The sequence below is a fragment of the Fontibacillus phaseoli genome (genome assembly GCF_003337355.1).
Taxonomy (GTDB): Bacteria; Bacillota; Bacilli; order Paenibacillales; family Paenibacillaceae; genus Fontibacillus; species Fontibacillus phaseoli.
Genome location: NZ_QPJW01000008.1, coordinates 52000 through 67326, shown reverse-complemented (window position 1 = coordinate 67326; position 15327 = coordinate 52000). Strand labels below are relative to the sequence as shown.

General features: G+C 49.2%; 11 protein-coding genes and 2 pseudogenes. 5 read left to right on the top strand and 8 right to left on the bottom strand.

What is annotated here, in order from left to right; genetic code table 11:
- Positions 1-209 precede the first annotated feature (209 nt).
- On the top strand, positions 210-2627 hold the full coding sequence (locus DFP94_RS17750) for a transglutaminase domain-containing protein (protein WP_245954951.1): 2418 nt from the start codon (positions 210-212) through the stop codon (positions 2625-2627).
- Between the two features lie 42 nt (positions 2628-2669).
- Here the strand turns inward: DFP94_RS17750 and DFP94_RS25580 are convergent, their stop codons facing one another.
- Both DFP94_RS25580 and DFP94_RS17740 read right to left on the bottom strand, forming a co-directional pair.
- Complete coding sequence (locus DFP94_RS25580) at positions 2670-2849, bottom strand: hypothetical protein (protein ID WP_181873201.1); 180 nt, start codon at positions 2847-2849, stop codon at positions 2670-2672.
- A 303-nt stretch (positions 2850-3152) separates the two neighbouring features.
- Positions 3153-3605, bottom strand: a complete 453-nt coding sequence (locus DFP94_RS17740) for a helix-turn-helix domain-containing protein (protein ID WP_114497806.1) — start codon at positions 3603-3605, stop codon at positions 3153-3155.
- Positions 3606-4030: 425 nt separating this feature from the next.
- Here DFP94_RS17740 and DFP94_RS17735 point away from each other — a divergent pair, with 425 nt between their 5' ends.
- A complete protein-coding gene (locus DFP94_RS17735) occupies positions 4031-7171 on the top strand; it encodes a hybrid sensor histidine kinase/response regulator (RefSeq protein ID WP_114497805.1) in 3141 nt (1046 codons plus the stop codon).
- Positions 7172-7245: 74 nt separating this feature from the next.
- Here DFP94_RS17735 and DFP94_RS17730 read toward each other — a convergent pair.
- The 5 genes and pseudogenes from DFP94_RS17730 to DFP94_RS17710 form a co-directional block, all read right to left on the bottom strand.
- Positions 7246-7727: pseudogene (locus DFP94_RS17730) on the bottom strand (nucleoside deaminase).
- Between the two features lie 40 nt (positions 7728-7767).
- A complete protein-coding gene (locus DFP94_RS17725; protein ID WP_181873200.1) occupies positions 7768-8460 on the bottom strand; it encodes an SGNH/GDSL hydrolase family protein in 693 nt (230 codons plus the stop codon).
- Positions 8461-8503: 43 nt separating this feature from the next.
- Positions 8504-9271, bottom strand: a complete 768-nt coding sequence (locus tag DFP94_RS17720) for an SMI1/KNR4 family protein (RefSeq protein ID WP_245954935.1) — start codon at positions 9269-9271, stop codon at positions 8504-8506.
- A gap of 121 nt (positions 9272-9392) precedes the next feature.
- The gene (locus DFP94_RS17715; RefSeq protein ID WP_114497803.1) at positions 9393-10133 is read right to left on the bottom strand and encodes a hypothetical protein; all 741 of its coding nucleotides are present in this window, start codon (positions 10131-10133) and stop codon (positions 9393-9395) included.
- 123 nt (positions 10134-10256) lie between these two features.
- Positions 10257-11021: an SDR family oxidoreductase gene (locus DFP94_RS17710; RefSeq protein WP_114497802.1), complete on the bottom strand. Its 765-nt coding sequence runs from the start codon at positions 11019-11021 to the stop codon at positions 10257-10259.
- Between the two features lie 649 nt (positions 11022-11670).
- Between DFP94_RS17710 and DFP94_RS17705 the strand changes: the two genes are divergently transcribed.
- Together DFP94_RS17705 and nspC are read left to right on the top strand one after the other, a co-directional pair.
- Complete coding sequence (locus DFP94_RS17705) at positions 11671-12909, top strand: saccharopine dehydrogenase family protein (protein ID WP_114497801.1); 1239 nt, start codon at positions 11671-11673, stop codon at positions 12907-12909.
- 1 nt (position 12910) lies between these two features.
- Positions 12911-14038 carry a carboxynorspermidine decarboxylase gene (nspC, locus tag DFP94_RS17700; protein ID WP_114497800.1) on the top strand — a complete coding sequence of 376 codons (1128 nt, stop codon included), beginning with the start codon at positions 12911-12913 and terminating at the stop codon, positions 14036-14038.
- A gap of 35 nt (positions 14039-14073) precedes the next feature.
- Here the strand turns inward: nspC and DFP94_RS17695 are convergent.
- Positions 14074-14445, bottom strand: a pseudogene (locus DFP94_RS17695) (3-hydroxyacyl-CoA dehydrogenase NAD-binding domain-containing protein); the annotation flags it as partial.
- A gap of 220 nt (positions 14446-14665) precedes the next feature.
- On the opposite strand from DFP94_RS17695, the gene DFP94_RS25295 reads away from it, so the two are divergent.
- The gene (locus DFP94_RS25295; RefSeq protein WP_147273864.1) at positions 14666-15088 is read left to right on the top strand and encodes a hypothetical protein; all 423 of its coding nucleotides are present in this window, start codon (positions 14666-14668) and stop codon (positions 15086-15088) included.
- Positions 15089-15327: the final 239 nt, after the last annotated feature.

Sequence of the window (15327 nt, the reverse complement as noted above, 5' to 3'; positions counted from 1 at the left end):
ATACCAATAGGGGAAAGAGATAAATCAGTATTTAGGTAACGTTCTCAATAACAGGAATCTGAATCAAACTAGTAAATATTGGGCTTTAACCTATGCTTTTACTTGCTAATCTTTTGACAGATGATAAAATTTTTCTAAATTTGTATTCTTAATAAATGGGTTTGATTTTTAAGAATCCCACAACTCTTGAGGTGTTCCTATTGAAAAAAATGCTGTTTTCTATATTCATCTTGGCCTTCGTGTTATCCGGGTGTGATTTAGGCAATTACTCCGCCCGCATTTCCGGCAATAACTCCAACATGGGATCACCGCAGCAAAACGCCGGGAACAAGACGGATTCCATGAACGCGGCCGATCAGGCTGAAAGTTTGCTCCCTCCTTTAACGGTGTTGGACATCAAGCAGAAATATGACAGCCCGAAACAAACCACTCTCATGCCGCTGTACAATGTAGAGCACGACAAAAAGTTCAAATTCCGCTTTAACTGCAACATGACGGACTTGTTTTTTTATGAGAACGTGGTTACGGTCCATACCGATCAAAGGGCTTTGCCCGAAAGCAAAATCGGCACCTTTAACTACCTAGAGGATTACAATGCCGACAAGAGCGTACTGGTCGTAGAGCCTAGTTTTGCTGTTCTGACTTCGGAGGAAACGGGAAGGGATTTTGAGACGTCCTGGGGTTATGCCCCTATTTACTACCTTCGCGTCAATTACGATTTGGATGCAAGCGAGCGTACCGAACTAGAAAAGCCGATCATCATTCCGTTTACTATAAAATCCGAGCTTCAAGCTCCCCATGTCAGATACGAAATCGATGCGGACGGCCGTTTTAAATTGGTATGGGATGAAGTTAAAGGAGCAGAAAAATATAACGTATATAATGTCTATTCTTCCGGAAATAAGGAGCCCCTCCCCGGCCCCGAGCAAGGCTACAAGCATGCTTTTCCCGGACGGGTCGGAACCGTCACGAACACGGAATTTCAAGACTTCTATTTGGACGGAAACGACGGCCTCCAATATGGACAATATCAAGGAAAGCTCGGCCAAAAGGCCATCACGGCCCAAAACTTTATCGTCAATGGCCAATATTATGTTACGGCCGTAAAAGACGGAGCCGAGTCCAATTTCGGCCCTCCGGTCGACGCGATGGAATTATCAAACTCTTTACCTACCTTCCTTGTTAATAACGAAATTTATTATATGGACTACAAAACGGCGAAGGACTTACCGAAAACAACCAAAGTATATACCATTGACGAAACGGTTCTGACCCGTTCGATCCTTTACGACCCGGAACATATTGAGGAAAAAGAGAGCTATGTACTCATTCCTTTCAAGGTAGAGGGAACTCTCTTGTCCGGAAAGGCCATGGTGTCGTCTTTGGATAAGAAGGATCTGGAGGTGCTGCGGCAAGGTAACACGGTGAATGACAACCCGCAAAGCAGCAAAGAAGGGTTCATTCAGATCGAAAGTTTCTCCGCCCACGGGCCTGGCCCTGAAGTTCCTACAATTATCCGCAACTCTTTCTTTCGCTCGAAGATTGACGAAGATGAACTCATAGATGCCCAGCGGAGGAATACGAAACAGGTTGTGGAAAAAGGAAACCAAGAGTCCGTTCCGCAGACCGATCCCGCCAATCCGGTGCCGGTTCATGCCGACTCTGCCGTTGAGGAATACTTGGCCCTCCATCTCATGGCGGCTAGTCAGAAGATTTCGTTAAAAGCTTTTCCCGAAACTCAAAATTTCGAAGTTTTATACGACACCGTAGATAAGGTCATCTATCAAAACCCCTTAATCCTGGACGTTAAAAGTTACGGCTATGATTATCGTTCTTTGACGCTACACATCAATTATAGCGACTCCAAAAGCAATATTAAGAAGAAGCAAGAGGAAATTATCGCGGAAGCGACCCGATTGGTGAAGTGGATTATTAAAGACGGAGCCAGCGAAGACGATAAGCGAAAAGCCATTTATGATTATTTGAACGATCACACCCGATATGATGACGCAGCGTTGGCGAATGTCGAGCAGTACGGGTTTAAGAAGTTTGACGCCCGCTTCAACGATTCCTTCAATACGTATGGCATTTTGGTCAAAAAAATAGGGGTTTGCGCCAGTTATGCCTCCGCCTATAAATTGCTGAGCGATTTGGCCGGGCTGGAAAGCATAGTCATTACAGGGACACTCGACAATGTGCCGCATACCTGGAATAAGGTAAAGATCAACAATGAGTGGCTCAATGTGGATCCTACCAACAATGAAACCAATTCGGGCATCCCTTACTGGCTATTCGACAGTAATGACGAGACCGCTCAGGATATGCAGTTCGTAATCAATGATAAATATTGGATCGACTATGATATGAAGCAATTTGCGGGAAAAACCAATTCGCATGATTATTACATAAGCCACGGTCTGCAAATGGATTCGATGGAACAATTTCATGACAAGCTCACCGAGTCCATCCAACAAGGGAACCCTAAGCTGTTTGTCCGTTTTGATGATCCCATTGATGAGCCGGCCATGCTGGATACGCTAATCGAAGTTTATAGCGGCTTCCCCCCGGATATCCATGAGAATGCCGTTTATACCATTTATGACAATTACCTTATTGTAAGCCATTAAAGTTAAAGCGCCCGGAATGCGATTGTTCCGGGCGCTTTATTATTAAACTTTTAGTTTCACGTTATGCGGCTTTTTCAGGAAGAAAGACAATACGAGATTCACCGCCGAAAAGACCAAGTCGACCGTGAATACCAGCGAAGAGCCTGAAGCCGCCGCTGCTGTAGTCTCGTTTGCGATCGTCGCCAAATAGCTGCTTTGTTTGGCCGAAAATAGGGAGATCATGACCGCAATGCCGATCGCGCCGGCTACTTGCCGGATCGTCTGAGTTAAAGCGATGCCACCGGGACAGTACTGTTTCGGAAGCGAATTCAGCGTGTTCGTCTGGACGGAAGCAAATTCCGACGCCTAACATCATGATAATATGAGTGACTACGATCATCCATAGATCCGTTTTCGTACCCATTAGCGAGTAAATGAGATAGCCGAGAACGAAAAGCGGATATTTAATGCTTTTAGATTAAGCATAGCCGCGAAGACCGCGGGCTACCGGGGTGGTTTGCCCCGGTAATTACGAACCGCTTATCGCTAATCCTTTTTATAAATCTCTTTGAGAATCCCGGAACCAATTCCGCCACCCACCATGAGAACCAGAGGTCCAAAATTCCACAGAAACTTGCCGCCAACCAAGGTTAAATCTAATGGAGTTACCTTATTCAAAAGAAGAACGCCCAGTTTGATTACCAGCAGAACGACTCCGATCATAAACAATACATCAAACATCTCTTTTAATCGGGGATAGGCCAATTTTTTGCTATCTTTGATCACCTTTTTCGTCAACTCCTCATCGCTTCTTAAGAGTTCATCGATCGTCAAGCCGAAGAGGTCGCTGATATGAATGATCACTTCAATATTTGGATAGTTCTGACCATTCTCCCATTTCGAAACGGACTGTCTGCTGACAAAAAGCTTGGCTGCCAGTTCCTCTTGAGACCATCCCTGTTTCTTCCTCTCCGCCTTTAACTTCTCTGCAAATATCATATCTGCAACAACCTTTCCGTTTTATATACGTCAGTATCGGCTGAACCCTGCGCCTAAGTAAAGACCGCATCGGTTGCAGCCTGGCGCAACGCGTGGTTGCGGCCGCCTGCCCGCAAATTTTCTATAAATTAATTAGACTTCTCTTTATCATTAATATAAAATTTAAAATAAACGCAGGGACATTTTACCATTGCCTTACTGAGATGAACAGCGAGGTGTATACCGTTTTTTCAAAAAGGCAACGTCGTTGAAGTGAAGTACAAGACGATAGGCAACGAGCAAAGTACGAGGTCGTAGGCGCCTATATACGTTAAGAACGGCAAGCTTGGCAAGGCCATCCGTAACGGACGGCCTTTTTTTTCGCCGGCGCGACGGGAGCCATGAAAAGAAGGAGTACGCGCTGTTTATAGCGAAACTTGGATATTATGAAAATTCTAAATAAAACGGCTACTAAATATTTAGCCATATTGATCCTCTTTATGAGCGCGCTGCTCGGTCTACGCTGGGCTTGGTCCGAAATTTTTTATACCTCGGAAGCCCCGCTTCCGGTCCATGGCGTACTTGATATGCGCGGCGTGGATTTGGAGAAATCCCCCTCTTTCTTTTTGAACGGGCAATGGCAATTCTACCCTGAACATTTCCTTTCTTATGCGGATTTGCAATCGGAATCTCTCCCCTCCCGCCTTATCGAGGTTCCCGGAGACTGGGGGAGCATACTCAATCCGGACTCCGGGTCCTCCTACGGATACGGAACGTATCGGTTGCGCATTCTGGTCGACCCGTTGAGCCATCCCGTCGCGCTCTGGATGAAAAGCATACAAGCCTCCTCCGCCGTGGAAATCAACGGGGTGACCGAAGGCGATATCGGCAAACCCGCCGCCAGCGCCGAGGATTATACGCCCAAAAACATCTCCTACACGGCCTCCTATTCCGTCACCGGCGCTACGGAACTGGAGGTGCTAATCCGGGTGGCCAATTACGACGAGCCTTTTAACGGAGGGATCATGCGCAGCATTCGCTTCGGCTCCTTGGCCTCGATCGAAACCGTGCGCTGGTATTCGATCGGATTTCAGCTGGTTACGTGCATCGTCCTGTTGCTTCATGGATTGTACGGCTTCATCCTCTATGCGTTCAACCGTAAAGAACGGGCTTTGCTAACGATGGCCCTGCTGACGGTGTCCGTCGCCCTGGCGATTACGGCCGGACAGGATAACTTGCTCTCGTTATGGTTGCCGATCAATTATACGTGGGCGATCAAGATCAGACTGATTTCGCTCCTGTGGCAGAACTTGTTCATCCTGCATATTTTCAGAAAATTCGCTTCCGCGCCGCCGGGCAACGCCTGGCTGAAGGCTTATACGGCGATTCTGGTCGTCGTATCCGGGCTTCTGCTCGCCGGACCCGCTTCCTGGGGGAACGGATTTTTGGATTTCTACGGATTTCTCGGCATATATCTGATTTCGTTCGTTTGGTTTATTTACGTCGCGGGAACGATGATCTTCAAGAAGGATGGCGACAAAGACGCCGTCTTCCTGCTGCTGACCGCGGCAGGCATCATATCCAACTTGTCATGGAGCATATTGGAATCGGCCAAAGATGTGACCACCGTGTATTATCCGTTCGATATTCTGGCGACCATGGTCGGATTTTCGGCTTATTGGTTCAAGAAATATATTCTCCATTCCAAGGCGAACGCCGCGATGAACGAGCAATTACAAAAAGCCGACAAACTGAAGGACCAGTTCCTTGCCAATACGTCGCATGAGCTAAGAACGCCGCTGCACGGCATTATGAATATCGCCCAGAACGTCGTGAACAAAGAGAAAGCGTCGCTGAATGAGAGCAGTCTTAAAGATATGGAGCTGTTGATTACGATAAGCCGCCGCATGTCGCATTTGCTTGGCGATCTTCTCGATGTCGCACGGCTCAAGGAACACCGCATCGCCCTGCAGCAAGAGCCCTTGGAGATCCAATCCGTCGTTCCCGGCGTGATCGCCATGCTACAATTTATGACGGAAGCCAAGCCTGTCCAATTGAACATGGATTTGGAAGAGTCTATGCCTCCGGTATTGGCCGATGAGAAAAGACTTGTGCAGATTTTGTATAACTTATTGCATAACGCCATCAAGTACACGGAACAAGGAACCATCACCGTTTCGGCTGGGAAGAAGGGTGAACATGTCCTCATCCAAGTTGCCGACACGGGCGTCGGCATAAATGTGGAAACCTTGGCACGAATCTTTCTCCCTTATGAACAAGGATCGTACGGAATAAGCGATGGGCGGGGCATCGGGCTTGGGTTAAGCATTTGCAAGCAACTGGTGGAATTGCATGGCGGGGAACTAACGGTTCGCTCCGAGCCGGGAAAGGGCTCCGTGTTCAGTTTCAATCTGCCGTTGGCCGATGAATCGAGTGGCCCGTTGTCAAAGCCCCCGCTTCATTCGGGCCTGCCGACGGACGGTGCCGAGATTTGGTCCTCCTTCGGGTTCCTGCTTCCGGACCCTGCAATCGGCGAATCTGCGGCTACCGCTGCCGTCCCGCCGCTTTTGAACGACGGACAGGTAAACATTCTTGCCGTCGACGACGACCCCGTCAATCTGAATGTGCTCGTCGGTATCCTTTCGAGTGAGCCGTATAACGTCACGACGGCCCCCTCCGCCCGCGAGGCATTGGAGCTGCTTGGCACGCAGCCATGGGATCTGCTCATTGCCGATGTCATGATGCCGCAGATGTCCGGCTATGAGTTGACGCAGCGGGTGAGAGAGCATTACTCCGTCTCGGAGCTGCCCGTTTTGCTGCTGACCGCGCGCAGCCAGCCCGCCGATATCTATACCGGGTTCTCGTCGGGAGCCAACGATTACGTGACCAAGCCGGTAGACGCCCTGGAATTGAAATACCGGATCCGGGCCTTGACCGCCATGAAGCAATCGGTGAACGAGCGGCTGCGCATGGAGGCCGCCTACCTGCAGGCGCAAATTCATCCGCATTTTCTCTTTAACACGCTCGGTTCCATTATGGCGCTCAGCGAAATCGACACGGCCAAAATGCGGAACCTGGGCGATGCCTTCGCTTCTTTTTTACGGATCAGCTTTAATTTTTTGAATACGGGAAAAGAGGTCGAGCTCGCCCATGAACTGCAGCTTGCCGAAGCCTACTTGTATATCGAAAAAGAACGGTTCGGGGACAGGCTGTCCGTCGTGTGGGAAGTCGATCCCGATATCTCTTTGCTCCTCCCTCCGCTTACGATCCAGCCGCTGATCGAAAATGCGGTCAAGCACGGCCTGCTTAGCCGCAACAAAGGGGGAACGGTTCGGATTCGGGTTACCCGCCGGAACAATGGCACGCTAATCGAGGTCAAAGATAATGGCAAGGGAATGGACGAAGAACAGGTAATCCGGCTGTTAAGCCCGACGCTGGAGGGCAAAGGCGGAATCGGAGTGGCCAATACGAACCGGCGGCTGATCCGGTTGTACGGCCAGGGCCTGTCCATCATCAGCATGCCCGGTGAAGGAACCACGGTGTCGTTTATCGTTCCGGACAAGCCTTTACGTGAAAATAGGGGATGAGCAAAAATAAGCAAATGGCCCGGGCGTCGTTTCTTGACGCCGGGCCATTTTTTGTTTACCGCAAAACCGATCGGCTACCGCTTTGTCTCATGAAGCCGGCGATGCAGCTCCCGGACTTGATCGGCGAGTTCCGGCACGGGCCCGTCGATGGCCGTGTCCCGAATGACGTCCTGTATCGGCAGATTCCGGACGCGCGACGCAGGAACTCCCATCTCGCCCAGCCATTGCGCCAGCTGCGCGGAGGAGCTCGCAAAACGATCCGGCCTAAACCGACCCAGCCGTGGGCCGCGGCGCACATCGGGCAATGTTCGCCCGAGGTATACACCGTCGCCTGCGCCCGTTCCTCGAGGGTCATGTTCTGGGCCGCCCAGCGCGCCAGCGCAAATTCCGGGTGCTGGGTATGGTCGCCCCCCGCTACATGGTTGTGGTCTTCCGCAAGCACCTCGCCGCTCGCAGTGACCAGAATCGAGCCGAACGGTTCATCACCCTTCTCCAGCGCAGCCTCCGCAAGCTCAATGCAGCGGCGCAGATGTCTCAAATCGGTATCGTTGATCATGTTGTAGCCTCCTCTTTATTCGTTGAACCGGCAAATCAGCTTACCGGATTGCCAGCGCGTTCATTTTTTCGTATAGAGGGTTGAACTCTTGCTGCATGTCCTCGGGCACGGGAATCGGGGGCAGCCCGAAACTGGCCGATAGGAACTGTCCCATCACCAGATTGCCCAAAGGATTGACATGCAGCCAATCCCGCATCAGCTTCTCATAAGTTTCCGGATCATTATGATAAAGCGGTTCGAAATAACCATACTGGTCGACTAACGGTATATCCCATTCGCTCGATATGTCCCTGTTTACTTGCATATTGGCCTCGAAGCGGGCCCGAAAACCAGGCGGACTCTGATGATAGAGCGGACAATAATAAGTTTGAAGCACCGGAACGGCCTGATATTCGCGAATCGTGGAACAAATGGTCTTTAACCGCTCGGCATATAGCGTAGTCGGCACTTCCGTGCCCGCATCGTTGCCCCCGATCGTTACGATGACAAGCGAAGGCTGGAGGGGGTTAACATCCCGCCCGATCCGGCCGAGCAGATCCATGGCGGTCTCTCCGCCGATCCCCAGATTCGTGACGCTGACATGATTGCCGATTTCTTTTCTCACGTTGATATAGAACCAGTCCACCCAGTTATGCCGTCCCCGATTCTCCAAGGATAATTCCGTATTGCTTGAACCGAATGCACAGATTCGAAAAGACCGGTCACTTTGTTCCTTCCACTGCCGAATGGTCATGTTAACCCCACTTTTCCTGAATATTCTAAACTGCCGCACTCGATTATGACAAAAACTCAGCCAACCCGATTTCGCGCTTTTCATAATCCGCACCGATGCTTTTCAATTGGGCTTCGACATTAGCGGCACCCGTTTCAATCCCTTTGTACACCAGCAAAGGTACCGCTCCCAGGTAGGATCTTGCTTGCGAAACGTCGCAGGAGAATGCTTTTTTGATGAACAACAAGGTTTTAAGCTTGTCCTTGCCTTCCCCTGTAATAAAGACTTTGCAGTAATCGTATGAAACGTCATCGCCAAGATCAACATCCTCGTCGCCTCGCGGCAACAAGGCGCTGCGAAGAAACTCCGCCAGATTGTCATAAGCAATTTCAAAATCCCAGCGGCCCGTTCCGTGCTCCGCCGTGTAAATGACGGTGTCCCCTTCGGATAAATCGATACAGTAAGGATCGCCTTCATCCGAAGCAATGACGAGATAATGGTCCGGCCAATCCGAAATAGGTTCCTTCGTAACGGGATTATAGTTGTATCCCCATTGCCCCTTCTGCAAATCCTTCGCCCCGTAAATATCCAGATGAATGTATTCATCGGTGCTCCAGCCGACCGATTGGGGAACGTAATGCCGTAGAAAGTAGGAATATTCATCGGGCAAATGCCAAGTGTCGGAAACGACGCGCATATCCTGCTCTTCGGCATCGGTTCCAAGCTGCATGGGATACTTCGCATAAAATTCCGGATCCAGTTCACGCAACGCCGCCAAAACCGTTTGCATCTTTTCCAGAATGACATCGATTTCGGGATACTTATTGTCCAAAGGCCACTCCCCCTTTATCTGCCGATTCTTATTCTACATTCGCGGTCCGGCCCTAAAAGCCCTTTTCAACAGCCTTATTTCAAGCAAAACCGGATTCTCTCAACTTTACCCTTAGTGTTTTTTAAATAATCTTGCAGCCGTTCGATAACAACCACTGCTCAAGTTGAGCAAATGCCTTTCCGGCATCGGCATCCTGTTCATAGAAGATAGCCACCTCGCGCCCATATGCATAATTAAACCTGATATAGCCGCCTAATTGCCGGTAAAACAAGTGGCAGGCATATTCGGTCTCCATGGACAAATCCGGGCGAAATTCGGCTCGGCACACTCCCGCCAGTTCCGGGAGCGTATGCTGCCCATTTTCCGGCGACAAGTGCAGAAAGAGATGACCGCGGGAATCTGACGACGGCTCATAATAAACGGCACCCTCTTGGCTGCTGCCATACGTCCGAAGATAGATTTCGTCCATGATCTTGGCGTACGATTCATCCTCTTCCCGCCCGTTCGCTTGCAGCGATATCGCCTGTATACGATCATCATGCCGGGGCAGCCAAAGCAGCGCAAACGTCCCGGGATGCACCGCCAAAAAGTCGCCGTCTGTCGTCGTGCCGATGGCGACGCATTCTCCGATTTGCTCCTCCGTGATCGGGCTGTCTGCGTCATGCTCCCATAAACCGTATCCGGCGAACGGCTTGAGCACCTCGGAATCCGGAAAATGGACATTCATCCACCCTCGATAAGTCCCTTCCCCGAACCGCCGCAAAAATACGAGGTAGCCCGGCGGAAAGGAAATTGCGCCTTCGTTTGCAAGCTCCTGGCTTTGGCTTTCGGACAGCGGCTTTGGCCGAGATACAAGATACATGAAAACGTCCCCTCCCGTTTACGAAGTCTCTTCCTTAACAGTCACTTCAATCATTCCATATCCAGAAAAAGGATTCAACTTGAACACGGGATTTCTTCTTGCGGTCCGGTCCAATAATTTTGCTTACAGGTGAGATCCGCCGCTGGCATCTATGCATTGGCCGGTTACCCAGCGGCTGTCCGGCGAGGCAAGAAAGGCCGCAATGTCGGCGACATCTTCGGGTTCTCCCCATCGATTGAAGGCGGAAAGACCGGCCGCATACTGTTGTCCCTGAGGATCTCGCAGCGTCCCGGCATTCATTTCCGTGTTAATGATCCCGGGCTGGATGGCATTGACCGTAATATGGCGGCTTCCCAGTTGTTTGGCCAGCAGCAGCGTAAACGTATCGATAGCCCCTTTCGACATGCTGTAAGCGAACACGCTTGGAGAAGCCGCCCGCGTCACGAAAGAGGAAATATTGATAATTCGCCCTCCGTCATTCAGGCGCGACAAAGCCTGTTGGGTAATAAACACCGGCCCCTTTACGTTTATCTTCATCACTTCGTCGAAGGATTCTTCCGTCATCTCCTCCAGGCCGATGATTTGGCCGATTCCGGCATTGTTGACAAGAATGTCGAATCGTTGGTTTCCCTTAAAATCCTTAAGGACATAGTCCAGTGCCGAAAATAATTCATGAATACCCCTGAGCGTCCCCAGATCGGCGCCGATCGCGCAAGCTTTCCCTCCGCTCTGCTCGATCCGGTGAACAACGTCCTCCGCTTCACTTTTTCTTTTTCCATAGTGCACGACGACAAAAGCGCCCTCTCCCGCCAGACGTAATGCGATGCTGCGGCCGATTCCCCGGCTTGCTCCGGTAACCATAGCGATTTTACCTGCCAATCTGCTCATCGTTTCATCTCCTTATGCTGAATTTGAATACAGTTATAGCACAAGGTGAAATTTGTAATGTTGCTATCTCATTCGATTTACGACTTTTCAACGCCCGCGAAAAAAATATACGTTAGTTTAAAAATTTCTCTTGCTCAATAATCCCTATCCTGCTATTATGAAGTAGCATTAAATTTGGAAAGCTAATATTCAATCTATTTAGGATCTTTCCAAGCAGATAATTTTTGACCACTTCCCTAAAGAAGTTAAGGCCATACGGACAGCCGGGTCAAATGCCGATTGGCAACTTTCGTTGCCTTATTGATTGAGTTAAAAGCTCAAATTTTATAAGTTGGTTACTTTACAACCAGTGCAAATGCACATCAACTTGTGAAACGGTCAATAAGAGTGGTAAAAGTGATTATTTGCTATATAGACTCTGATCCTAACATGATATATCTGAATATTAAGGGCCTTTCCATGAAACTTTAAGTTTTATGGCTGACTGACGACGTACAAGAAGTTTGTCCTCCAGCCATGCCTTATTGGGACTGTCTTAATATCCGACTATATCAAAGCAAGTGTGATGCGCATGGATGCGTGTTTCGCTTGCTTTTTTTGTTGCCGTTTTTGCAGTGAAAAAAATTTAATTGGGTTAGGGGATAGAACAATGGGAAAAGCACTTGTCATCGGCGCCGGCGGCGTAGCATCTGTAGCAATTCATAAATGCGTTCAAAACAGCGAAGTTTTTGAAGAAATCTGCATCGCAAGCCGGACCAAATCTAAATGCGACGAACTCAAAGCGAAATTGGACGGCGGCAAAACCAAAATTACGACCGCACAGGTGGATGCCAACAATGTCGATGAACTGATCGCGCTGATTAACGAAGTCAAACCGGATATCGTCATGAACCTCGCTCTGCCTTACCAGGATTTGACGATCATGGATGCTTGTCTTGCGACAAAAACGCACTATATGGATACCGCAAACTATGAGCCGGAAGATACGGCGAAATTTGAATACAAATGGCAGTGGGAATACCGCGAGCGCTTTGAAAAGGCCGGAATCACGGCACTTTTAGGCAGCGGATTCGACCCGGGGGTAACCGGCGTATTCTCCGCTTACGCGCTGAAGCACTATTTTGACGAAATCGAATATATCGACATTCTGGATTGTAACGGCGGCGATCACGGCTATCCTTTCGCGACCAACTTCAACCCTGAGATCAACATCCGCGAAGTGTCCGCCAACGGGCGCTACTGGGAAAACGGAGAATGGATCGAAACGAAGCCGATGGAGATCAAACGCGAATATAACTTCGCTGAAGTCGGTCAAAAGGATATGTACCTGCTTTACCATGAAGAGCTCGAATCCCTTGCGCAAAACATGCCTGGACTGAAGCGCATCCGCTTCTTCATGACCTTTGGTCAAAGCTACCTCATGCACCTGAAGGCGCTGGAGAACGTAGGCATGACTTCCATCGAACCGATCGAATACGAAGGAAAGCAAATCATTCCGCTTCAATTCCTGAAAGCCGTACTCCCGGATCCGGCCTCCCTTGGACCTCGTACGGTGGGCAAGACGAACATCGGCTGCATCTTCAAAGGGAAAAAAGACGGCCAAGACAAGACTTACTATGTCTACAATGTTTGCGACCACCAAGAATGCTATAAAGAAGTGGGCTCCCAAGCCATCTCCTATACGACAGGCGTTCCTGCCATGATCGGTGCGGCTATGGTCATGACCGGCAAATGGAATAAACCGGGCGTATTCAACATCGAAGAGTTCGATCCGGATCCATTCATGGAAGAGCTGAACAAATGGGGGCTTCCGTGGGTAGAAGACTTTAATCCTGTACTGGTCGACGCATTGCCTGAGGAAGCTAGAAAGCCGGAGCTCGTTCGCTAAGATGCGATTTCAGGAATTGCCGACGCCCTGCTTTGTAGTCGATGAAGCGCTCATCGAAAAAAACCTGAACATCCTAAGCGGCGTCATGCAGCGTACGGGAGCCAAGATTGTGCTGGCGCAAAAAGCTTTTTCCATGACCGCTATGTATCCCCTCATCGGAAAATACTTGAGCGGCACGACCGCGAGCGGTTTGTTCGAAGCACGGCTGGGCCACGAGGAAATGGGCAAAGAAAACCATGTCTTTGCCCCTGCCTATCGGGAAGATGAGATCGACGAAATTATATCCATTTGCGATCATATCATCTTCAACTCCTTCTCCCAGTTGGAGAAGTATAAATCCAAAGCTCTTGCGGCCGGCAGAAAAGTAGGCCTGCGAATCAACCCGGAATGCTCCACGCAAGTGGGACACGAAATCTATGATCCCTGTTCGCCGGGATCGAGATTCGGCGTAAAGCGGGATGATTTCCGACCGGAGCTGCTTGAAGGCGTCTCGGGGCTGCACTTCCATACCCTTTGCCAGCAAAACTCGGACGATCTGGAGACCACGCTGAATGCGGTGGAGGAAAAGTTCGGGGCCTGGCTGCCGCAAATGGAATGGATTAATTTTGGCGGCGGACACCATATCACAAGAGAAGACTATGATATCCCGAGACTCGAAGCTTGCATCAAGCGCATGCAGGACAAATACGGCCTGGAGGTCTACCTTGAACCCGGCGAAGCCATCGCGCTTAATGCGGGTTATATGGTCACCTCCGTACTGGATATCCATAAGAACGGCATCGAGATCGCCATCGTGGACACGTCGGCTACATGCCATATGCCGGATGTTCTGGAAATGCCGTATCGTCCGCCGCTGTTCGGCTCGGGCGAAGCCGGCGAGAAGCCATACACCTATCGGCTTGGCGGTCCGACCTGCCTTACGGGGGACGTGATCGGGGACTACTCCTTCGATCAACCCTTAAAACCCGGCGACAGATTGGTGTTCGGGGACATGGCGATCTACTCCATGGTCAAAACCAACACCTTCAACGGCATGCCGCTGCCGGCCATCGCCGTACAGGAGAAAGACGGCAATTGCCGCGTCGTTCGCGAATTCGGCTATGAGGATTTCAAGACGAGATTGGCGTAACGCCATTGAATATCTACAGTGAAAAGCTCCCGCTATGGAACCAACATAGCGGGAGCTTTTTGAATTAGAGAGGTACCGGGAGCTACTTTTCCCAAATTCGTATAAAAGTCGGTCTTAATCTGCACCACTTCGGGTACCGCCTCAATGACGAGGTCCGCCTCGGCAACTGCCTTGGACAGGTCACTGCTAAATGAAATACGGTTATATGCCTCGTCCACTTCTTGTTGGGTCGCGCTCAAGTCCTGCCGATAATGTGGCTTCAAGTCCAAAATTCTTTCTTTCGCACGGTCCAGGGCCTGGTCATTGATATCGTAAACCTATACATGGAAACCTTTATAAGCGGTTTGATAAGCCACTTGGCTTCCCAATACGCCGCTTCCAGCAACCTTTATATTCTTATAATTCATGACTGAATCTCCTGTTCACTGTTCTAAAATAGGCGTAACTCTTCCATAGTCTCTGCGATAGAAATATTGAATTATTACATCTTATTTGGGTAATTTAGGATAAAAAGGTAGTCCAAACCATATTTGCATGTTAGTATTTTTCCTGTACTTAAGTGCAAAAGATACAGGAAGGTGATGATGTCATGTTCAAAAAAGTTCCGTCTTTTTATTATCCATTGTATTGTTGTTTTCGTCTTTAGGTGTTGCTACTGCTAGTGATGTAAGCAACGTTGGAATTGATGCCGCTAGGGTAGAAACAGTTTCTGTTCGGGATATTGTACCAGAAGAGTATTTTGCATCCGTAGCGGGGAAATATCAATCAAAAGAAGAAGTTCAAGAAGCTACGGGATTTGAGAATGTGAAATCAGAGAAGATTAGCAAAATGCAATTTGAGAATGGGGCGATTATTGTTAAAAGTTTTGATGAATATGCCGCCCTTTTGCAATATTATTCTGATTTTGAAAAACAACAAGCAAACGATAATCAACGTTCTTTTTCGCCTACCGCTATCGTCAATGATTATACTGAAAAAACAATTTGGGGAGACGGATTGGCAGGGGGCGGAGCAAAACCTTTCTTGGATTACAGGCATTGTGCAATATGAAAGACACGATAAATCTGGTAATTATGCTTTGATAAAAGTTACTGATACCGATAGTTCATTATTAGGGTTCCACCCAGGTAACTCTTGGGAACATAGCACTGCTAGAACAACTTCTGGGATCGACCCAGGGGGAAGTTCAGGATGGGCATGGATTAGAGGAACCAGAAGCCTTTCAATTATATTTGAGGGTATCGGTACGATTGCAACAAAAAAGGAAGAGTATTATATGACTTTTAGAT

Bases quoted from the DNA above. Each gene is read 5' to 3' on its own strand.
- DFP94_RS17750 (WP_245954951.1), top strand. From the start codon at position 210: ATGCTGTTTTCTATATTCATCTTGGCCTTCGTGTTATCCGGGTGTGAT.
- DFP94_RS17725 (WP_181873200.1), bottom strand. From the start codon at position 8,460: ATGACCATTCGGCAGTGGAAGGAACAAAGTGACCGGTCTTTTCGAATC.
- nspC (WP_114497800.1), top strand. From the start codon at position 12,911: ATGCGATTTCAGGAATTGCCGACGCCCTGCTTTGTAGTCGATGAAGCG.
- DFP94_RS17710 (WP_114497802.1), bottom strand. From the start codon at position 11,021: ATGAGCAGATTGGCAGGTAAAATCGCTATGGTTACCGGAGCAAGCCGG.
- DFP94_RS17715 (WP_114497803.1), bottom strand. From the start codon at position 10,133: ATGTATCTTGTATCTCGGCCAAAGCCGCTGTCCGAAAGCCAAAGCCAG.
- DFP94_RS17735 (WP_114497805.1), top strand. From the start codon at position 4,031: ATGAAAATTCTAAATAAAACGGCTACTAAATATTTAGCCATATTGATC.
- DFP94_RS17740 (WP_114497806.1), bottom strand. From the start codon at position 3,605: ATGATATTTGCAGAGAAGTTAAAGGCGGAGAGGAAGAAACAGGGATGG.
- DFP94_RS17705 (WP_114497801.1), top strand. From the start codon at position 11,671: ATGGGAAAAGCACTTGTCATCGGCGCCGGCGGCGTAGCATCTGTAGCA.
- DFP94_RS25580 (WP_181873201.1), bottom strand. From the start codon at position 2,849: ATGATCTCCCTATTTTCGGCCAAACAAAGCAGCTATTTGGCGACGATC.